Source organism: Yoonia sp. F2084L (assembly GCF_023015625.1).
GTDB lineage: Bacteria > Pseudomonadota > Alphaproteobacteria > Rhodobacterales > Rhodobacteraceae > Yoonia.
The window spans coordinates 381,969-400,745 of sequence record NZ_JALKAH010000004.1; the positions used below are offsets into that span (position 1 = coordinate 381,969).

Sequence of the window (18,777 nt, forward strand, 5' to 3'; positions counted from 1 at the left end):
TCGCCCCATTTCCCCACCTTATAATGTATCATAAGGTGGGGGAAATCAGAGTACCCTCATGCCCAAACGCATCAAAAGCCGCCAATCCCTGGAAGAGATCCTCGCGTCTTGTTCTGACACGCTTTTCCCTGCTCAAATGGGCAAGGCAGAGGTGCAGGTGAACAGTACTGATGTTGAGGGCGACACGCCGCTTCATGTACTGACCCAACGCGGCAACACTTATGGGATCAAACTGCTGCTTGAGGCTGGCGCGCATGTGAACGCCCTTGGCGATATGTCCGAGACGCCCTTGCACATTGCCGTGCGCAAAGGGAATGCAGAGGTTGTCGCGTTGCTGCTCGACAGCGGTGCGGACCCCGATATTGTTTCTGAATTCGATGAAACGCCTCGGTCAATGACCGCTCAGGCAGATAGCGCGCTACTGCGCCGATTATTCGCGCAACGGTAGCGTCAGGACATCTGGGTTCGCGCTAACGGCAGAATTTGGCCTTCGATCAACCTTTGCAGGTCTCCAAAGTAGCCGCCGCTGCGCGCAGGGCGCATCGGATCCGATGTAAGAGCGAGTGTCAGTTCCACCTGCGGCGCCACACAGATGATCTGCCCGCCGTAGCCGCGCGCCAGCGCATAGCGCACCCCTGCCCCCTCGCCTAAAAACCAGCCATAGCCGTAACCGAGCCCCGAAAAGACCGACCGTGTGCGTGGTTGGAACGATTGCCTGACCCAATCAGCGCTCAGCACACGTCTATCTCCGATAGCCCCGCCCATCCGGTACATCTCGCCAAAGCGGATCATGCTCTCCAGCGTCAGCGACATTTCATTGCCGCCCAAGTAGCGCCCTTGCGGGTCGCGAGTCCAGGCGGGCACATCAAAGCCCAAGGGCGTGCCCAAGCGTTGGCGCGCCAATGTCAGAAGCGATTGCCCCGACACTTCGGCCAGAACTGCGCCCAAGATGTGAAAAGACCCTGTGGAATAGAGCATCCGCGATCCCGGTTCCGCGACAAACGGGCGGCTCAGCGCATTTGCGACCCAGTTGCTGCTGCTGACCCATTCACCGTAGTTGGCACCCGACGTCCGTTCAAGTCCGGCCTGCATGGTGATGAGGTTTTCGATTGTGAGCTGTGCAACCCGTGGATCAGCATTGGCGGGGATTAAACGCGGTGCCACGTCGCCCAGACGCGCATTGATTGACGGCAGCTCACCGCGGTCCAGAGCGGCACCAGTCAATGCCGCAACAATCGTTTTTGACACCGATTTGATGGGGACGGCACGGCCCAGAGCGGGACCGCGAAACACCTCTGAAAGGACAGTTTGCCCTGATTGCCGGATCATCAAGGCGTGGCATTGATCCAGACTACGGGCAGCACCCGATATCTGCGCCCAAAGGTCCATCTGTGCCAGCATCGGCGTGGCCAAAGTCGCGAGGCTACCTGACAGAAATGTGCGGCGTCTCAGTTGCAATAGGCAAACCCTTCTTGTGTTCCGAAAGGAAGGATAGATCACAGCGCTCAATACGCCACAAACAATCGCGTGGGGTCAGCAGCGATAGGCTTGTGTCTCATAGAATTCGCGCAGGGTCTGGCCTTTGATGGGCCGGTAGCGATCAAGCTCTTGCAGCTCTGACACGCGGTCCAGTCGAAACATCCGAAACCCTTCGCGCAATTCGCACCAACAAATCGCGGTCCAGACCTTTCCCCAGAACCACACGCCCAAGGGCCGCACGACACGCTTCGTCTGTTGACCCGCTTCATCGCCATAGCTGATCTGAAGTCTGATATGCGCCTCGGATGCGGCCTCAAACCGGTCCAGATAATCACGCCATTGCCCGCGCTGTTCTGCACCACCCATCGCATGCACGTTCACTTGGCCGACCTGTTGGCGCGCGTCGTCTGGCAAAACCGCGTCGATCTTGACCAGCGCCTCTTGCGCGGCGGCGGCCATTTTCGTGCCGCCCCATGTTTGCAGAATACGCGCGCCCGAGACCAGCGCAACAATCTCATCATGGGTGAACATCAAAGGCGGCAGATCATACCCGTCGCGCATCAGATAACCGACCCCGGCTTCCCCTTCGATGGGGACGCCGGAACCAATCAGATGGGCCACATCGCGGTAAATCGTGCGTGGCGTAACCTCAAGTTTGTCGGCCAGTTGAGCCGCCGTGGTCAGGCGACCGCCTCGCAGATATTGCAGGATCTGAAAGAGGCGGTCAGCACGGCGCATTTAGGCTGCGGCCTCAAACAGACCGATAGAGTTGCCATCCAGATCCTTGGCATAGGCAAAACGACCAGCGGGGATAGCAATCGGTGGGCTGACCACCTGACCGCCTGCTTTCCAACACCTATCAATGCCGTCTTCCAACTTATCCGTGATCGCAAGATGAATGGTGTTGCCGCCATCCGGCGCAGGTTTGCCCGGATAAAGATGTGCGCCGGCACTGCTGTCCATGCTGCCCAAAACAGCCATCGGGTTGGGGCCGGAGTTGTCTATCTCCATTTCGTAGCCGAAGACTTCGTTGTAAAAGGCCACAGCCTTGTCCATGTCAGTCACTGGAATCTCACCCCAGGCCATAATTGTACGATCAGCCATGTTTCATCTCCTTGATTTCAGGTTGATGAACATCTTTAACCATACCCCTGCTGACAGCATTATGTCAGCATGTTTTCAGCAGATGTCACTAATCCAGCCCAAGCGCGCTTCGGTGGTCGTGCGCGGTTTGTATTCCCCCGCAACCCAACCCCTGTAGCCCTGAGCATCAAGCTGCGCAAAAAAGGCAGGATAGTCGATGTCGCCCTGACCCGGTTCATCCCGGTCCGGCATCTGCGCGACCTGCACATGCGCCGTGATATCCCGCATTGCGTCCCAAGTGCCAATGACGTCGCCAGTGATCCTGGCGGCATGATAGGTATCAAACTGCAGTTTGAGGTTGGGCGCATCAATTGCAGTGATCACCTCACGCCCCAGATCAAAATCATTCAGGAAATACCCGGGCATCGTATCATTATTCATCGGCTCAATCGTCAGGCTTTGCTGCGGGGCCTCACCGGCAGCCCAACGTAGATTGTTGATAAACGTCGCCTTCGCCTCGGGTCCTTCGGCCACACCAGACATGATGTGTAAATGCTTTGCACCCAAAGTCCGCGAGTAGCGCAGCGCCCGGATAAAGTCCTTCTTAAATCGCTCTTCCAGCCCCGGGACCGCGGCAAAACCTTGGTCGCCACCGGTGTAATTGGGCGGCGGGCAGTTGATCAGCACCATTTGCAGCTCATACCGCCCAAGTTCATTCACGATGTCCTGCGCATTCACGTCATAGGGAAACAACACCTCAACCGCGTCAAAGCCTGCCTCTTTTGCAGCAGCGAACCTTTCGATGAATGGAAGTTCGGTGAAAAGCCAAGTCAGATTGGCGCAAAATTTCGGCATGAAGTATCCTTGAGACGCATGTGTTTGGACATCGGCGGCACGAAACCGAAATTCCGTCTTCTTTGCAAGTCAGCAGCAAGTGTTCGGGCCGCTCGCCGACGCCGCCGGAAACCGGTGAAGAATGATTTTCAACGCCTTAGTCCGGGATCGCCTGCCGCACAAACGTCGTCAGCTCTTTTTCGTTCATCTCATCAAGCGTGTGTAATTTCAGATGCCGCCGCATCTTGCCAGCACCTTCCAAATGACCATCTGGGTCGTCAAACGATGCGCCATTTGAGAATTCGACAGACACGTGGTCTTTGTAGCTGAAGACACCACCGAAAAAATGCTTGTCATCATTAGGATCAAGAGCAAACACTTCACCACCATATTTTGGGACAAAACGCACATCAGGCGCGAGCTGAACAATCAGTTTCTTTACAGCAAGACTAATTTCGTCAGCCTTTGATTGATCCATGATCTTCCCCCTTTGTTGTGGTGCGTTGCTTACTACAAAGATTGCGATCAGGACTCTAACCAACAACTGCCAAATGGGAAGTGCGCTATGCGAAGTCCGCTGACATGTCTTGACGCGGGTTACGCCAACTCAGCGGCTGGAATGATCGGAAAGAACACACCTTGCGAGCGGATACCAAACCATTCCGCGCCTTCATGGTCCGCATGTTCGCCGATCTCCACCAGACGGTAAAATGATTTGCGGTCGATGAGCGCTTCAAGGTTGGCACGCACCAGCACATAAGGAGACGGCTCGCCTGTTTCAGCATCGCGCACAACACGGATCGGGTGATCTGGTCCGGCGATCATGCGGTCACCAACGTTTGTTTCGAACTCAAGCCCGTCGCCTTTGGCATTGAAGTCCACCGCCACGAATGGCGCGTCATCGACCGTGATCCCAACCTTTTCAACCGGGGTCACAAGCACATAATCGTCACCATCCCGACGCAGAATGGTTGAAAAGAGCTTCACCAACTCCGGCCGCCCAATCGGCGTGCCCATATAAAACCACGTTCCATCGCGCGCGATGCGCATGTCGATATCCCCGCAATGGGGCGGATTCCACAAATGCACGGGCGGCAAACCGCCCTTTTGGGCAGCACGGGCGCTACTTGCGAGGCTTTCTGCGGAGGGGGTCACAATCTTTTGTGTGGTCATTGTTTTTGCCATTGGGTGTGATGGTATTATCTGTTGTTATGAAAGATATAGTTCAACCGGAGGAATGTCATGGCCAACGATGCCGATCTTGTCGCCCAAATTGAAAAACTGGGCGCAAAGCTGGGTGAAGCCCGCACCAGCATCTCGGCCCGTTTTATCGGCCAGCCTCGGGTTGTCGACCTGACATTGACCGCGCTGATTTGCGGCGGGCATGCGGTGCTGATCGGACTGCCGGGCCTTGGTAAGACACGGTTGGTTGATACGCTGTCGACTGTGATGGGCCTTGATGGCAATCGCATTCAGTTCACGCCGGACCTGATGCCTGCGGATATCTTGGGGTCCGAGGTTTTGGAAACCACCGATGACGGCAAGCGCAAGTTCCGCTTCATTCAAGGCCCGATCTTTTGTCAGCTTTTGATGGCCGACGAGATTAACCGCGCCTCGCCCCGGACCCAGTCGGCGCTGCTGCAAGCCATGCAGGAGAAAGAAGTCACGATCGCGGGCGAACATCGCTCACTGGGCGTGCCGTTCCACGTGCTTGCCACCCAAAACCCGATCGAACAGGAAGGCACCTATCCGCTGCCAGAGGCGCAGCTTGACCGTTTCCTTGTGCAGATCGACGTGCCCTACCCGGATCGCGCGACCGAAAAAGACATTCTGATTGCGACGACAGGTGTGGAAGAAGCACAGTCCAAGCCCGTCTTCACCGCGCAAGAACTGTTGGACGCGCAAACTGTCCTGCGTCGCATGCCGGTTGGTGACAACATCGTTGAAATGATCCTCGACCTTGTCCGCGCTTGCCGTCCAGATGATGAAAACGCGCCTGATATCATCCGGCAGAACGTCAGCTGGGGGCCCGGCCCCCGTGCGGCGCAAGCGCTTATGCTAACCGTACGTGCGCAAGCGCTGTTGGAGGGTCGCCTTGCGCCATCCGCAGAAGACGTGCGCGCGATGGCCGTGCCTGTGCTTGAACACCGGATGGCCCTGTCCTTTGCCGCCCGCGCACGCGGCGAGAGCATTCATCACGTTATCAACACAGTCGCAGACCAAATCACGACCGTGGCCAACGCCGCATGACCAACTCCCTCGCCCTGAGATCCGACGCCGAGGCGCTTGCCGCCCCGCTGCCTCCGCTTCTGGCGGAAGCAGAGCATTTGGCGTCGGCGGTGCTTTTGGGCGAACACGGACGCAGACGAGCAGGCACAGGAGACACCTTCTGGCAGTACCGCCCAGCCCAGCCGCATGACGAGGCACGCAGCATCGACTGGCGCCGCTCTGCCCGGTCAGATGCGAATTTCGTGCAAGACAAGGAATGGCAAATCGCGCAGTCGGTCATCCTCTGGGTGGATCAGGCCGCGTCAATGTCTTTCGGGTCAGACGATAACCTGCCCACCAAAGCCGCACGTGCCCGCACACTTGGCCTCGCCTGCGCGATCCTTTTGATCCGAGGTGGCGAACGTGTCGGATTAACCGGCCTGCGCCTGCCCCCACGCCGAGGCGAGGCGCAGCTTATGCAGATGGCCCAGCTTTTGTCGGAACAAGACGACACCGATTACGGTGCGCCAGAAGCCCAAGGGATGCTGCCGCATTCGCGCGCTTTGTTCATCAGTGACTTTCTGGGGGACATCAAACCCATCGAAGAGGCGCTGTTGCGTGCCGCAGATCGGGGCGTAGGTGGCGCACTGTTGCAAGTGCTCGACCCGCAAGAGGAGGCTTTCCCCTTCGACGGACGCACGATTTTTGAAAGCATGTCAGGTGCCCTCCAGCACGAAACGCTCAAGGCTGGCGACCTCAAAAGCCGCTACCTTGACCGGCTTGCCGAACGCAAAGACCGGCTACAACATCTTGCGCGCATCACCGGCTGGCAATTCCAGACGCACCACACCGGCGAGAGTCCCACCAACGCCTTGCTTTGGCTTTATGGCGCTTTGGAGAATCGCGCCTGATGTGGTCTATCGGTCCCATAGGTTTCGCGGCGCCCTGGCTTTTGCTTGGTCTGATTGTCTTGCCGATCTTGTGGATCTTACTGCGTGCTGTGCCACCCGCACCAATCCGACGCCGGTTCCCCGGTGTGGCGCTGCTATTGGGCCTTACCGACGACGAAAACCAAACAGACCGCACGCCCTGGTGGCTTTTGCTGTTGCGCATCCTCGCGGTTGCGGCAGCGATCATCGGCTTTGCCGGTCCTGTCCTGAACCCGCAGAACGCTCGCGAAGGATCGGGCGATTTGGTGATCTTGCTAGATGGCTCATGGGCCGGTGCTACCAGTTGGCAAGCCCGGCTCGATCGGGTTGATACGCTTCTGACCGAGGCCGCATTGGCGGATCGCCGTGCAGCGGTGATCAACCTCAATGATCTGCCGGTAGATGGGTTGCCCTTTGCAGCGCCAAACGACTGGCAGAACAGATTGGCTGGCATCCAGCCGCTACCTTGGCAGCCCAGCGAAAGCGTTGCGTGGTTTGCGCAGACCGAAGGACCGTTTGAAACCTACTGGATATCCGACGGGCTGGAATGGGACGGTCGCGAAGACCTGTTGGCAGAATTGGAAAGCCGAGGTGCTGTGACCGTGTTCCAGACGCCGCGCCAGACTGTTGGCCTGCGCCCAGCGCGCTTTGAAAATGGCGAAGTGATTGTTTCGGCAACACGCTCGCCCATCGGCAACCCGCTGGAAACGACAATCACGGCCATCGGCCTTGATCCGGCCGGTGTTGAGCGGCAGTTGGCGACCGTACCCCTCAGCTTTGCACCCGGCGAACCAGTGTCAGAGACCGCAATGGTATTGCCCCCCGAACTGCGCAACAGGATTACCCGGTTTGAAGTCACTGGCACCCGCTCTGCCGGTGCTGTCAGCCTGACCGACGACGCGCTGAAGCGCCGCGAGGTCGCCCTGATCGCCGGGCGCGACGACCGCGAGGGGCTGGAACTGCTTTCGCCGCTTTATTACCTGCGCGAGGCGCTTGAGCCGACGGCGGATATCATTGACGGGACGCTGGACGATATCCTTTTGGCCAACCCCGATGTTATCATTCTCGCCGATGTCGCCAATCTGGCAGAGACTGAGGCGGAGGCCGTGCTGGAATGGGTCGAAAACGGCGGAATGCTGTTGCGTTTCGCAGGTCCGCGCCTTGCAGCCTCTGATCAAGGACGCAACCAAATTGATCCGCTGCTGCCTGTCCGCCTGCGGTCGGGTGGGCGTTCAGTTGGCGGTGCGATGAGCTGGGGCGAGCCAAAAACTCTGGCTCCGTTTGCTGAGGACAGCCCGTTCTTTGGACTGCCGGTTCCCGATGACGTGACGGTGACAAGTCAGGTCATGGCACAGCCTGATCCAACCCTTGCCGACCGCGTGATTGCGCAACTGACCGACGGCACCCCGCTGGTCACCCGTAATCTGGCAGGCGACGGCCAAATCGTGCTAGTCCACGTGACAGCCAATGCGGAATGGTCAAGCCTGCCATTGTCCGGTCTTTTCGTACAAATGCTGGAACGCTTGGCGGTTTCAACGCGCCCAGCGAACCCCGATGAAACAGAACTCGCTGGCACAACATGGCTCCCAAACAGGGTGCTGGACGCCTATGGGCGGTTAGAGGATGGCAGCGCTTTGCCCGGTGTTGCCGGAGAGACGCTCGCCACAGGCATCCCCGGACCTGACCTGCTGCCCGGCCTTTATGCAGGCGGTGACCGGCAACTGGCAATCAACGTCATTGACGCGGAAACGGTGCTGACCGTCGCCCAATGGCCAAACCGTATCGCGGTTGAGGGCATGGCGGTGGTGCGCGAAACAGCGCTCAAAGGCTGGCTGCTCAGCGCAACTGTGTTGCTGCTGCTGATTGACGTGATCGCATCGCTGGCCGTCGGCGGACGGCTGCGCGGCCCGCGTGCCGATGTGGCTGCGGCGCTTGCATTGTTGGTCCTCTGGACACCAGAAGCGCAAGCGCAAACCGCCGAGGACTTCGCCCTGCGCGCCACATCTGAGGTTGTGCTGGGTCATGTCCTGACCGGAGATGCAGAGACCGATGGAATCTCGGAGGCCGGGCTTTTGGGTCTGTCTCAGACACTGTTTCGTCGCACATCAATTGAACCTGCGGCACCCATCGGTGTGAATATCGAAACCGATGAACTGGCGTTCTTCCCTTTCCTTTACTGGCCTATCACCGCTGATCAACCACTGCCCAGCCGCGAGGCATATGCAAAGCTGAACCGTTACCTACGCTCTGGTGGCATGATCATGTTTGACACGCGCGATGCGGACAGCGCGCGGTTTGGCTCTGGCTCACCCGAAGGGCAGCGTTTGCAGGCCATCGCCCGCTCACTTGATATTCCGGGGATCGAGCGTATCCCCCCCGATCACGTCCTGACCCGTACCTTCTATCTGCTTCAAGATTTCCCCGGTCGCTATGCCAGCCGCGATGTCTGGGTTGAGGCGGCCCCCATCACCGCCGAACAGATCGAAGGCATGCCCTTTCGCAACCTCAATGACGGTGTGACCCCGGTCATCATCGGCGGCAACGACTGGGCGCGCGCCTGGGCCGTTGATGGCAACGGGCGGCGTATGTTCCCTGTTGGGCGCGGTATGTCAGGCGAGCGGCAGCGCGAGTTTGCCCTGCGCTTTGGCGTTAACGTCATCATGCATGTGCTGACCGGTAACTATAAATCAGATCAGGTTCATGTCCCGGATCTGCTGGACAGGCTGGGGCAATGATATGACAGACACCCTTGTCCTTGATCCGCTAATCCCGCTTGTGCTGCTTTATGGTGTGGCAGGCCTTGCCCTGCTGGTGCTGATCCTTGCGGTGTGGCGGCGGCTGCCCGGATGGTGGCTACGCGGGTTGGCTGGGCTTGCGTTGCTGGCCGCAATCGCCAACCCCAGCATTCAGCAAGAGGATCGCGAACCGCTGACCGATATCGTGATATTGGTAGTGGATGAAAGCGCCAGCCAACGCATCAGCGACAGGCCCGCGCAAAACGCTGCGGCAGTTGCCAATATCGAGGCTGAGCTGGCCCGCCAGCCGAATACCGAACTACGCACAGTGACGCTTGGTGATGGCGAGGGTGATTTGGGTACCACGTTGATGACCGTGCTGTCAGGGGCCTTGGCTGAGGAGCCGCGAGCACGTATCGCGGGGATCATCCTTGTCACGGACGGGCGCTTGCACGACATCGAACGTGCGCCCGGATTGCCCGCGCCGTTACATACGCTGCTGACGGGACAACCGGATGACTGGGATCGACGTTTGGTTGTTGAAAACGCGCCAGCCTTCGCGATCTTGGGCGAAGAGGTCAACCTGACCCTGCGCATCGAAGACCAAGGGGCTGCGCCCGAAGCGACATCGGTGCCGCTCTCCATCTCAATCGACGGTGAGACACCGGTGACCGTGCAAGTCCCCGTCGGTGAAGACATCCAACTGCCGGTTACCCTGCCGCATGGCGGCATGAACGTTCTGCAATTCACGATCCCCGACGCTGAAGGTGAATTGACGAACCGCAACAACGCAGCCGTTGTACAGATCAACGGCGTGCGCGACCGGCTGCGCGTCCTGCTTGTGTCAGGCGAGCCGCACCCCGGAGAGCGCACATGGCGCAACCTTCTGAAGTCGGATTCCTCTGTTGATCTGGTCCATTTCACCATCCTGCGCCCACCCGAGAAACAAGATGGCGTGCCCGTCAACGAACTGTCGCTGATTGCCTTTCCAACGCGCGAGTTGTTTCTTGAAAAAATACACGATTTTGATCTGATCATCTTTGACCGTTACCGCCGTCGGGGCATCCTGCCCAGCGCGTATCTGGACAACATCCGGTCGTATGTTGAGCAAGGCGGGGCGGTTCTGATTTCATCCGGGCCAGAGTACGGATCAGCCGAAAGCATCTATCGCTCGCCCTTGGGCGCAATCCTGCCCGGCGCACCCACAGCACGGGTGTTTGAGGAAGGGTTCGTACCGCAAATCACGGATTTGGGCGCGCGGCATCCGGTAACCGAAGGGCTTGATGCGCTGTCACCCAACCCCGACGGCGAAGGCCCGGGTTGGGGCCGCTGGTTCCGCCTGGTTGACGTGTTGGTCCCGCAAGACGCGATGACAGTGATGTCCGGTCTGGATGATCGCCCTTTGCTGACGCTGAACCGCATTGGCGAAGGCCGCGTCGCGCTGATCGCCTCTGACCATTCCTGGCTGTGGGATCGCGGCTATGAAGGCGGTGGGCCGCAGCTTGAATTGCTACGCCGCCTTGCGCATTGGATGATGAAAGAGCCCGAACTGGAAGAAGAGGCGCTTTGGGTCGAGCCCACCGGGCAGACGATGCGTATCATCCGCCGCACGCTTGAATTGGAGACGGGCGATGTGACGATCACCCATCCCGACGGTACAGAAACCGTGCTGACGCTGGAAGAAGTGTCGCCCGGACGATTTGAAACGCTTTGGCAGGCACCCGAGATTGGCCTTTACCGGCTTGATGATGGCGAAGAGACAGCCGTGATCGCGCTTGGTCCCGCAGCACCGCGCGAATTTGAACAGACAATTGCTGGCAGTGATCTGCTAGCACCTTTGGTGGAAAGCACGCGCGGTGGCATCATGCCGGTCTCTGACGGCGATATCGACATTCGGACCGTGCGCGAGGGCCGTCCCGCCGCTGGGCGGGGTTGGATCGGGATCACCCCGCGCGACGCTTTCCGCACAGCAGATATCAGCATAAACCCACTCTTACCCGCATGGGCTTTCCTGCTTTTGGCATCGCTTTTGATGATTGGGGCATGGCTGCGCGAAGGGCGGCGTTGACCGGATGATCGTAACGATCATGAAAGCGTTTGGCGCGATACTTTTGACACTGCTCACGCTTGTCGGCTGCCAAACCATCCGCAATTCCGGCAACATGCCACTACTTGCCCCAACGGCGCAAACGCTAAGGATTGCGACGTATAACGTACACTACATTATCCTCGAGCGTGACACCGGCGCGTGGTCTGTCGGTGATTGGGAACGGCGCAAGACACCGTTGGATCAGGCCTTCAAGGCCGTGCAGGCGGACGTTATCGGCTTTCAGGAAATGGAAAGCTTCGGGCGCGGCAGCGGCGGCCGGATCAATCTGACGCTGGATTGGCTGCTTGAGAATAACCCGGACTATGCAGCAGCGGCCGTTGGTGATCCTGCCGTGTTCCCGTCAACGCAGCCCATCCTGTACCGCTCTGACCGGCTGACTGTGCTGGATCAAGGCTGGTTCTTTTTCTCTGACACACCCGACGTCATCTATTCGCGGACCTTTAACGGCTCTTTCCCTGCCTTTACATCCTGGGCGCAGTTTCGTGACGACAACAGTGGAGAGGTCTTTCGCGTCGTGAACCTGCACACCGACTTTGGCAGCCGATCCAACCGTATCCAGTCGATTGAGCTTGTGGCAGAGCGCACTGCGCCTTGGATTGCGGATAATGAAACGCTCTTTGTGATCGGGGACTTCAACGGGCGGATCGGCGATACAGTGGTCGATATCCTGGCTGAAGCAGGTTTGGACTTTGCGCCAGTTCAAGGATCAACCTTTCACTTCAATCGCGGGATCAACCTGTTTGGTGCCATTGACCATATCGCCAGCTCAGGCAACACCCAACTGGTGGGCCCGCCAATCGTATTACGCCAAAAGTTTGCGGGCGAATGGCCAACCGACCACTATCCTGTCATCGCCGATTACCGGTTGGGTCAGTAGGCCGGAACGATTAGCACAGCGGGTTCAGGCGACAGTACCATTTCACCTCGTCCTCACTGCCGCTTGCTTCAACCTCAACTTCGGCATCACGACCCCAAGGCCACCAGCCTTTTGACTTTTCCGGTTCTTCCACGGGGTTTGGCGCACTGTTAAAAGGCCAGAAATCAAACCAACTGCTGAACCACCCGGTGAAACTGTCGACGACGTATGTGACAACCATCAGCGCAATAATCGCAAGCATGACGAAAAAGATGATGCGGCCAAATGATTTGCCGCCTTCTTTCGCTGCATTGAATGTAAAAAGCTTGAGCGAGCGGCTCAGCACTTCGCTCCACGGTTTCTTCGAAACACAGTCTTCGTCTTTTGGAGTTTCAGTCATGCGTCATCTTTTCATCGTGCTAATAAGTCGCGAAATGGTTGGCAAATGAATACGGCAACAATAAGAGTTGCAATAGAAAAACGATGTTCTTGTCGATCTCCCGCTGAGATTACTGGGGCAGCACGACCTCAAACAGGTCATCCGACCAGCCATCCACGTTGCAGCGCGCGCGGACATAGACGACAGATGCCCCGTCTGGCACCTGCACCCCTGACAGTGACCTTGTGAACGGTTGTTCGGTCACATGCGGATGCAAAAGTTCGCGGATACCAAGGCTGTTGCCATCAGCGTCCAGCACCTCCCACCCGTCGGCATAATGGTCCCATCCGGTGTCGGGATGTGACAGGGTCACGCTAAAGCGGTCACCGTTGACAGTGACATCTTCAACAACAGGGGCATCGGCGAATGCGGGACCAGCGATCAGAGCGGCAATCAAAGCGTATTTCATGGCATATCCTTTAGCAGGATACTGCGCGGAAGGGATGCAAATTCGCGTGACCAGACCACCCAGGCGACGATTGCCGTTGAAACCATCAACGCAATCGGCCCCAATAGCCATGCCAAAGCGCCCAGCGCAAAATACATCGCCTGCAAACCGCGGTTGAAATTGACTGCCGCGCGGATGTTCAACTCGGCCGCTTGGGCGGCACGTGGATAGGCGATCGGATCATCAGGGTCGTTTGGCACAGCGGCCATCATCACAGCGCAATACCCAAAAACACGGTTGGCCCAGACAAATTTCAGAAAGGCGTTGGTCAGAAAAAACGCAACCAAGGCAAGCTTCAGCTGAAAGATCACAACAGGCACCGCCATTTCCGTGACTTCGGCAGCAACACCGCGCAACGGGTCGGTATTGCCGGCAAGCGCCAGAACAGCCCCAAGGGCCAAAAGGCAGGTCGATGCGAAAAACGATGTTCCTTGCCGCAAACTGTTCAGTATCTGGCTATCAAAAATCCTGGGATCGCGCGTCACAAAGACCTTCATCCAGTCGCGTCGCCGCTCTGACATCAGAATCGTCACAGACGGGCGTTTGGCACCAGGATGTTCAATCATCCACCCCAGCACAAACCAAGCTGCGACAATTGCGCCCGATGCGGTCCAATCAAGGGGTGAAAGCAGCGCCATGTGATCCAGTATTTGCATGATGCATTGTGTAGCCTCTACAGTTGAGACTTGCCATATCGCAAAATTGGTAATATATTTTTACCAATCAACCGTTCGGGAGGAGTCGCCACATGGAAATGCCAGTACCAGACGCCAGCGTTCTGTCACGCAAAGCAAAGATTGTGGAGCGCTTGTCACAAGTCCTGCCACGCGACGCTGTCATCTCGGATGAACGTGAAACGCGGGCTTACGAATGTGACGCCCTGACGGCATATAAATGCCCGCCACTCTGCGCGGTACTGCCTGCCAACACCAAAGAGGTCGCGGACGTCCTGCGCGTTTGTCATGAAATGGGCGTGCCTGTTGTACCGCGTGGTTCTGGTACCTCCCTCGCTGGTGGTGCGCTGCCCACGGCCGACTGCGTCATCCTTGGTGTTGCCAAGATGAACGACGTGATCGAGACGAATTACGATGACCGCTATATTCGGGTGCAAACCGGGCGGACAAACCTTTCTGTGACCGGCGCTGTTGAAACAAACGGTTTCTTCTATGCCCCTGACCCCTCCAGCCAGTTGGCCTGTGCGATTGCGGGTAACATCGCGATGAATTCTGGTGGCGCGCACTGCCTGAAATACGGGGTGACGACGAACAACCTGATGGGGGTCACCATGGTCCTGATGGACGGCACCGTCGTCGAAATCGGCGGTGCACACCTGGACTCAGGTGGTTTGGACATCCTTGGCGTGATCTGCGGGTCCGAAGGGCAGTTGGGCGTCGTGACCGAAGCGACCCTGCGCATCCTGCACAAGCCAGAGGGCGCGCGGCCCGTGTTGATGGGCTACGACAGTTCAGAAGTGGCAGGGCAAGTTGTCACCGATATCATCAAGGCTGGCATCCTGCCTGTCGCTATCGAGTTTATGGACCGCCCTTGCATTGAAGCAACAGAGGCTTTCGCTAAGGCTGGCTATCCTATGTGCGAGGCCCTCTTGATCGTTGAAGTCGAAGGATCAGACCCCGAAATCGACGCGCAACTCAAGCTGATCATGGAAATCGCCGCCAGCCATAACCCAGTCGAGCTGCGCGAGGCCAAGGACGCTGAGGAAGCGGGCCGCATCTGGCTGGGTCGTAAATCAGCCTTTGGCGCGATGGGCCAGATCAACGATTATATGTGCCTTGATGGCACGATCCCTGTGTCTTCCCTCCCCTTCGTGCTCAAACGGATTGGCGAGATGTCCAAGGAATTTGGCCTCGATGTGGGCAACGTATTCCACGCAGGCGATGGTAACATGCACCCGCTGATCCTGTTTGATGCCAACAAACCTGGCGATCTGGAACTGTGCGAAGAATTTGGCGCGGAAATCCTCAAGCTTTGTGTCGAGGTCGGCGGTTGCCTGACAGGCGAACACGGGGTGGGCATCGAAAAGCGCGATCTGATGAACGTGCAATACGATCCGGCTGATCTGGAGGCGCAGATGGCCATTAAGGATATCTTTGATCCGGCTTGGTTGCTGAATGCCGCCAAGGTGTTCCCGCTAGAGACATCCGATGCGCGGCGGGCGGCGTAAAGGGGCTCTGCCCCCGCTCCGCTCCCCCGAGGTATTTTTGAACATGAGAAGAAGATAACCATGACGCCGAAAAGCGAAGAGGAACTGGCCCAGATGATCACCGGGGCCAACGGCCCCTTGCGGATCAAAGGGGGCGGCACCCGGCCCATCGGGCGGTGTGAAGGTGATGAGTTGAGTACCTCCGCGATGAGCGGGATCAGCCTTTATGAACCCGGCGCGCTGACGATTGTCGCCGGTGCTGGCACCCCGATTTCTGAGGTGGAAAAAGTGCTCGCCGCTGAGAACCAGCGTCTTGCGTTTGAACCGATGGATCACCGCACTTTGCTTGGCACCAAAGGCGAGCCAACCTTGGGTGGCATGGCCGCGGCCAACGTATCAGGCCCGCGCCGGATATCCGTCGGTGCTTGCCGCGATTTCATGCTCGGCGTGCGCTTTGTCGACGGGCACGGCAATATCATCAAGAACGGCGGCCGCGTGATGAAGAACGTGACCGGCTATGATCTGGTGAAACTGATGACCGGATCTTACGGGACGCTGGGCGTGCTGACCGAAGTGTCGCTGAAGGTGCTGCCGAATGTAGAGACCATTGGCACCGTCATGCTGCGCGGCCTGACAGATGCCAAAGCCATTCAAGCGATGTCTGCGGCCCTTGGGTCGCCCTTTGAGGCAACCGGTGTCGCGCATTTCCCCAAGAGCAAATTCGGCGATCCATTGACCATGATCCGTGTTGAAGGGTTCGAGACGTCTGTGACCTATCGCGCGGAGAAACTACGCGATCTGTTGACGTCTTACGGAGATGCGGAAATCCAGGTTGGCGCGACAGAAGGTCCGGGCTCTGCTGAAGGGTGGGCATGGGTTCGCGATGTGACCGCCTTTGCGGAACAGCCCGGCGACGTCTGGCGCATCTCTGCCAAACCGTCTGATGCGGCAGAATTGGCCGCAAAAATGGACGCCAAAGCCGTGCAATACGATTGGGGTGGCGGCCTGATCTGGGCCCTGACGGACGAAGGCCGCGACCTGCGCACCGCGTTGGGCGATTTCGATGGGCACGCGACGTTGATCCGCGGCACCGCCGATGTGCCAACCTTCCAACCTGAAGCCCCTGCCCTGGCCGCGATCACAGCTGGCCTGCGCGCGAAATTCGACCCACGTGGCATTCTTAACCCCGGGATCATGAACTGATGCAAACGACCTTTACCCCCGAACAGCTGACCGATCCTGCCATTAAGCGATCCAATGAAATTCTGCGGTCCTGCGTGCACTGCGGGTTTTGCACGGCGACATGCCCGACCTATCAGGTACTGGGCGATGAACTCGACAGCCCGCGCGGGCGTATATACCTCATCAAGGATATGCTTGAGAATGAGCGCAAGCCGGATGCCAAGACGGTCAAACACATCGACCGTTGTCTGTCTTGCCTTGCCTGCATGACGACCTGCCCTTCCGGCGTGCACTACATGCATCTGGTCGACCACGCGCGGGCGTATATCGAAAAGAACTATGACCGCCCTTGGTCCGACCGCGCGTTGCGTTGGATTTTGGCGCGCATTCTGCCTTATCCGATGCGGTTTCGCGTGGCCTTGCTGGGTGCCAAGATCGGGCGCCCCTTCGCGCGGCTGATGCCGGATGCGCGTCTGCGGGCGATGTTGGAAATGGCGCCCAAGACGATCCCACCCGTCAGCCGCAATGACGATCCACAGACCTTCCCTGCGCAGAACAAGAAAATGCGCGTCGCCTTGATGACGGGTTGCGCCCAAAAGGCGCTGAATACCGATATCAACGATGCCACGATCCGCCTGCTGACCCGACTAGGGGCCGAAGTCGTCGTTGCTGAGGGTGCAGGCTGTTGTGGCGCGCTGACCCACCACATGGGTAAAGAGGACGAAAGCCACGTGACGGCGGCCAAGAATATCCGTGCATGGGCCAAGGAAATGGACGGCGACGGGCTTGATGCCATCGTGATCAACACATCAGGCTGCGGTACGACAGTGAAGGACTATGGGCATATGTTCCGCAACGATGCACTTGCTGCGGATGCCGCGCGGGTGTCTGACATCGCGATGGATGTGTCTGAAATCCTGATGAAACTCGATATGCCTGAAGGCGAAAATAAGGGCACAAAGGTCGCCTATCATGCGGCATGTTCCTTGCAGCATGGACAGCAGATCAAGACGTTTCCCAAGGACTTGCTGAAAAAGGCCGGGTTTACAGTGTTAGAGCCTGCGGACAGCCATTTGTGCTGTGGTTCTGCGGGCACATATAACCTGATGCAGCCGGAAATATCCAAGCAGCTTAAGGATCTTAAGGTGCAGACGTTGGAGGCCCTGACGCCCGATATCATCTCAGCCGGGAACATCGGCTGCATGATGCAGATCGGCGGTGGCACAGACGTGCCTATCGTGCACACTGTTGAGTTGCTGGATTGGGCAACAGGTGGCCCGCAGCCCCCTGCCCTGACGGCACCCGGCAAGCAGGAACCACAAATCCCAATTTTGCGTTAATGTCATAATCCTGCCCCAACTGTCGGCCAAGTTTCGGAGACGAAGCGAGGACGACTGATGCGGCAACTTGTAATCTCGGCAATTCTGACAATCGCAGCGACCTTTGGGGCGCAGGCACAAGAATCCGGGCTGGTCGCGCTTGAAACCCGTCAGGATAGCCAAGGCTGGGAAGCCGTCGGACGTCTGGATATTCGCGGTAAAGGGTTTTGCACTGCCGCGTTGATCCGCGACCGGTTAATTCTGACAGCAGCTCATTGCCTTTACGACACTGACGGCACTTTGCTGTCCCCTGATCGCTTTCAATTCCGCGCCGGCCTGCGCGATGGCCGGGCCGAAGCCACGCGGGCCGTGGCCCGCGCGATTGCGCACCCTGAATATGACTTCAACGGTAACGCCACAATTCCCGAAGAGGTCGCGATGGATATCGCGGTGCTAGAATTGGACCTGCCCATTCGCAACACCCGCATTCGGCCCTATTTGATTGCGGCCCGCCCGATCACAGGGGACGAAGTCGGCGTTGTGTCATATGGGCGTGGGCGCGAAGACGCAGCCAGCCTGCAAGAGGTCTGCAACGTGTTGGGCCGCCAAACAGGCGTGATCGTAATGACCTGCGATGTGGAATACGGCTCAAGCGGATCGCCGGTATTCATTGTGCGCGATGGCGAAACGCGGATTGCGTCTGTGGTATCAGCGATGGCGCAGGTGAACGGACAGAAAGTCGCGCTTGGTACGTCACTGGAAGGGCCGCTGAACGCTTTGCTCAGCCATTTTGCAGCCCTTGGCCCGGCGCGTCCGGGTGGGACGCAACGGCTGATCAATGTCCAGGAACGCAACAATACAGGCGCAAAATTCGTTCGGCCTTAGGCCTCTTGAAACCCGGAAATGCTGTGCCCAAATAGGTGGTACGGGGACGCCAATGATGGGTCCCTGCAAACCGGCCTGTCCTCCATGGGAAGGCTACACAATTGTTATC

The 18,777-nt window shown here is 58.1% G+C and carries 19 protein-coding genes; 10 read left to right on the plus strand and 9 right to left on the minus strand.

All coding sequences use genetic code 11. From position 1 onward, the window contains the following. Window positions 1-58 precede the first annotated feature (58 nt). Window positions 59-448 (plus strand): ankyrin repeat domain-containing protein, encoded by a 390-nt coding sequence (locus MWU60_RS13630; RefSeq protein ID WP_247227916.1) that lies wholly within the window; start codon window positions 59-61, stop codon window positions 446-448. Window positions 449-450: 2 nt separating this feature from the next. Here the strand turns inward: MWU60_RS13630 and MWU60_RS13635 are convergent, their stop codons facing one another. The 6 genes from MWU60_RS13635 to MWU60_RS13660 form a co-directional block, all read right to left on the minus strand. After that, entirely contained in the window at window positions 451-1,401 is a 951-nt protein-coding gene (locus MWU60_RS13635) for a serine hydrolase (RefSeq protein ID WP_247228024.1), read from the minus strand. Window positions 1,402-1,533: 132 nt separating this feature from the next. Continuing rightward, window positions 1,534-2,217 carry a YafY family protein gene (locus MWU60_RS13640; protein WP_247227917.1) on the minus strand — a complete coding sequence of 228 codons (684 nt, stop codon included), beginning with the start codon at window positions 2,215-2,217 and terminating at the stop codon, window positions 1,534-1,536. Further along, window positions 2,218-2,583 carry a VOC family protein gene (locus tag MWU60_RS13645; protein ID WP_247227918.1) on the minus strand — a complete coding sequence of 122 codons (366 nt, stop codon included), beginning with the start codon at window positions 2,581-2,583 and terminating at the stop codon, window positions 2,218-2,220. A 75-nt stretch (window positions 2,584-2,658) separates the two neighbouring features. Then, window positions 2,659-3,417, minus strand: coding sequence for a TIM barrel protein (locus MWU60_RS13650; RefSeq protein WP_247227919.1), 759 nt, complete (start codon window positions 3,415-3,417; stop codon window positions 2,659-2,661). 136 nt (window positions 3,418-3,553) lie between these two features. Beyond that, the gene (locus MWU60_RS13655) at window positions 3,554-3,874 is read right to left on the minus strand and encodes a DUF1801 domain-containing protein (RefSeq protein ID WP_247227920.1); all 321 of its coding nucleotides are present in this window, start codon (window positions 3,872-3,874) and stop codon (window positions 3,554-3,556) included. Between the two features lie 119 nt (window positions 3,875-3,993). After that, the gene (locus MWU60_RS13660; RefSeq protein WP_247227921.1) at window positions 3,994-4,569 is read right to left on the minus strand and encodes a DUF1285 domain-containing protein; all 576 of its coding nucleotides are present in this window, start codon (window positions 4,567-4,569) and stop codon (window positions 3,994-3,996) included. 69 nt (window positions 4,570-4,638) lie between these two features. On the opposite strand from MWU60_RS13660, the gene MWU60_RS13665 reads away from it, so the two are divergent. From MWU60_RS13665 to MWU60_RS13685, 5 genes are read left to right on the plus strand one after another with little or no spacing between them, the layout of a single operon-like run. Next, a complete protein-coding gene (locus MWU60_RS13665; RefSeq protein ID WP_247227922.1) occupies window positions 4,639-5,646 on the plus strand; it encodes a MoxR family ATPase in 1,008 nt (335 codons plus the stop codon). Continuing rightward, window positions 5,643-6,515, plus strand: a complete 873-nt coding sequence (locus MWU60_RS13670) for a DUF58 domain-containing protein (protein ID WP_247227923.1) — start codon at window positions 5,643-5,645, stop codon at window positions 6,513-6,515. Before MWU60_RS13665 ends, MWU60_RS13670 begins: the two co-directional genes overlap by 4 nt. After that, the gene (locus MWU60_RS13675; protein WP_247227924.1) at window positions 6,515-9,268 is read left to right on the plus strand and encodes a DUF4159 domain-containing protein; all 2,754 of its coding nucleotides are present in this window, start codon (window positions 6,515-6,517) and stop codon (window positions 9,266-9,268) included. Before MWU60_RS13670 ends, MWU60_RS13675 begins: the two co-directional genes overlap by 1 nt. A gap of 1 nt (window position 9,269) precedes the next feature. Beyond that, window positions 9,270-11,336 (plus strand): hypothetical protein, encoded by a 2,067-nt coding sequence (locus tag MWU60_RS13680; RefSeq protein WP_247227925.1) that lies wholly within the window; start codon window positions 9,270-9,272, stop codon window positions 11,334-11,336. Between the two features lie 4 nt (window positions 11,337-11,340). Beyond that, window positions 11,341-12,255: an endonuclease/exonuclease/phosphatase family protein gene (locus tag MWU60_RS13685; RefSeq protein WP_247227926.1), complete on the plus strand. Its 915-nt coding sequence runs from the start codon at window positions 11,341-11,343 to the stop codon at window positions 12,253-12,255. A 10-nt stretch (window positions 12,256-12,265) separates the two neighbouring features. Here MWU60_RS13685 and MWU60_RS13690 read toward each other — a convergent pair whose 3' ends face one another. The 3 genes from MWU60_RS13690 to MWU60_RS13700 form a co-directional block, all read right to left on the minus strand. Then, window positions 12,266-12,634, minus strand: a complete 369-nt coding sequence (locus tag MWU60_RS13690) for an ABC transporter permease (protein WP_247227927.1) — start codon at window positions 12,632-12,634, stop codon at window positions 12,266-12,268. 109 nt (window positions 12,635-12,743) lie between these two features. Next, window positions 12,744-13,082, minus strand: a complete 339-nt coding sequence (locus tag MWU60_RS13695) for a hypothetical protein (protein ID WP_247227928.1) — start codon at window positions 13,080-13,082, stop codon at window positions 12,744-12,746. Further along, window positions 13,079-13,777: a DUF599 domain-containing protein gene (locus MWU60_RS13700; protein WP_247227929.1), complete on the minus strand. Its 699-nt coding sequence runs from the start codon at window positions 13,775-13,777 to the stop codon at window positions 13,079-13,081. Before MWU60_RS13700 ends, MWU60_RS13695 begins: the two co-directional genes overlap by 4 nt. A 92-nt stretch (window positions 13,778-13,869) precedes the next feature. On the opposite strand from MWU60_RS13700, the gene MWU60_RS13705 reads away from it, so the two are divergent. Genes MWU60_RS13705 through MWU60_RS13720 form a run of 4 tightly spaced genes read left to right on the plus strand, consistent with a single transcriptional unit; the run spans window position 13,870 to window position 18,668 of the window. After that, the gene (locus MWU60_RS13705; RefSeq protein WP_247227930.1) at window positions 13,870-15,303 is read left to right on the plus strand and encodes an FAD-linked oxidase C-terminal domain-containing protein; all 1,434 of its coding nucleotides are present in this window, start codon (window positions 13,870-13,872) and stop codon (window positions 15,301-15,303) included. A 60-nt stretch (window positions 15,304-15,363) separates the two neighbouring features. Further along, entirely contained in the window at window positions 15,364-16,485 is a 1,122-nt protein-coding gene (locus tag MWU60_RS13710) for an FAD-binding protein (RefSeq protein ID WP_247227931.1), read from the plus strand. Next, window positions 16,485-17,804: a glycolate oxidase subunit GlcF gene (gene glcF, locus MWU60_RS13715; RefSeq protein ID WP_247227932.1), complete on the plus strand. Its 1,320-nt coding sequence runs from the start codon at window positions 16,485-16,487 to the stop codon at window positions 17,802-17,804. Before MWU60_RS13710 ends, glcF begins: the two co-directional genes overlap by 1 nt. 57 nt (window positions 17,805-17,861) lie before the next feature. Continuing rightward, on the plus strand, window positions 17,862-18,668 hold the full coding sequence (locus MWU60_RS13720) for a trypsin-like serine protease (protein ID WP_247227933.1): 807 nt from the start codon (window positions 17,862-17,864) through the stop codon (window positions 18,666-18,668). Window positions 18,669-18,777 lie beyond the last annotated feature (109 nt).

What these genes read in the sequence shown, in the direction of transcription:
- MWU60_RS13630 (WP_247227916.1), top strand. Translation starts at nt 59, where the DNA reads ATGCCCAAACGCATCAAAAGCCGCCAATCCCTGGAAGAGATCCTCGCG.
- MWU60_RS13635 (WP_247228024.1), bottom strand. Translation starts at nt 1,401, where the DNA reads ATGCTGGCACAGATGGACCTTTGGGCGCAGATATCGGGTGCTGCCCGT.
- MWU60_RS13640 (WP_247227917.1), bottom strand. Translation starts at nt 2,217, where the DNA reads ATGCGCCGTGCTGACCGCCTCTTTCAGATCCTGCAATATCTGCGAGGC.
- MWU60_RS13645 (WP_247227918.1), bottom strand. Translation starts at nt 2,583, where the DNA reads ATGGCTGATCGTACAATTATGGCCTGGGGTGAGATTCCAGTGACTGAC.
- MWU60_RS13650 (WP_247227919.1), bottom strand. Translation starts at nt 3,417, where the DNA reads ATGCCGAAATTTTGCGCCAATCTGACTTGGCTTTTCACCGAACTTCCA.
- MWU60_RS13655 (WP_247227920.1), bottom strand. Translation starts at nt 3,874, where the DNA reads ATGGATCAATCAAAGGCTGACGAAATTAGTCTTGCTGTAAAGAAACTG.
- MWU60_RS13660 (WP_247227921.1), bottom strand. Translation starts at nt 4,569, where the DNA reads ATGACCACACAAAAGATTGTGACCCCCTCCGCAGAAAGCCTCGCAAGT.
- MWU60_RS13665 (WP_247227922.1), top strand. Translation starts at nt 4,639, where the DNA reads ATGGCCAACGATGCCGATCTTGTCGCCCAAATTGAAAAACTGGGCGCA.
- MWU60_RS13670 (WP_247227923.1), top strand. Translation starts at nt 5,643, where the DNA reads ATGACCAACTCCCTCGCCCTGAGATCCGACGCCGAGGCGCTTGCCGCC.
- MWU60_RS13675 (WP_247227924.1), top strand. Translation starts at nt 6,515, where the DNA reads ATGTGGTCTATCGGTCCCATAGGTTTCGCGGCGCCCTGGCTTTTGCTT.
- MWU60_RS13680 (WP_247227925.1), top strand. Translation starts at nt 9,270, where the DNA reads ATGACAGACACCCTTGTCCTTGATCCGCTAATCCCGCTTGTGCTGCTT.
- MWU60_RS13685 (WP_247227926.1), top strand. Translation starts at nt 11,341, where the DNA reads ATGATCGTAACGATCATGAAAGCGTTTGGCGCGATACTTTTGACACTG.
- MWU60_RS13690 (WP_247227927.1), bottom strand. Translation starts at nt 12,634, where the DNA reads ATGACTGAAACTCCAAAAGACGAAGACTGTGTTTCGAAGAAACCGTGG.
- MWU60_RS13695 (WP_247227928.1), bottom strand. Translation starts at nt 13,082, where the DNA reads ATGAAATACGCTTTGATTGCCGCTCTGATCGCTGGTCCCGCATTCGCC.
- MWU60_RS13700 (WP_247227929.1), bottom strand. Translation starts at nt 13,777, where the DNA reads ATGCAAATACTGGATCACATGGCGCTGCTTTCACCCCTTGATTGGACC.
- MWU60_RS13705 (WP_247227930.1), top strand. Translation starts at nt 13,870, where the DNA reads ATGGAAATGCCAGTACCAGACGCCAGCGTTCTGTCACGCAAAGCAAAG.
- MWU60_RS13710 (WP_247227931.1), top strand. Translation starts at nt 15,364, where the DNA reads ATGACGCCGAAAAGCGAAGAGGAACTGGCCCAGATGATCACCGGGGCC.
- glcF (WP_247227932.1), top strand. Translation starts at nt 16,485, where the DNA reads ATGCAAACGACCTTTACCCCCGAACAGCTGACCGATCCTGCCATTAAG.
- MWU60_RS13720 (WP_247227933.1), top strand. Translation starts at nt 17,862, where the DNA reads ATGCGGCAACTTGTAATCTCGGCAATTCTGACAATCGCAGCGACCTTT.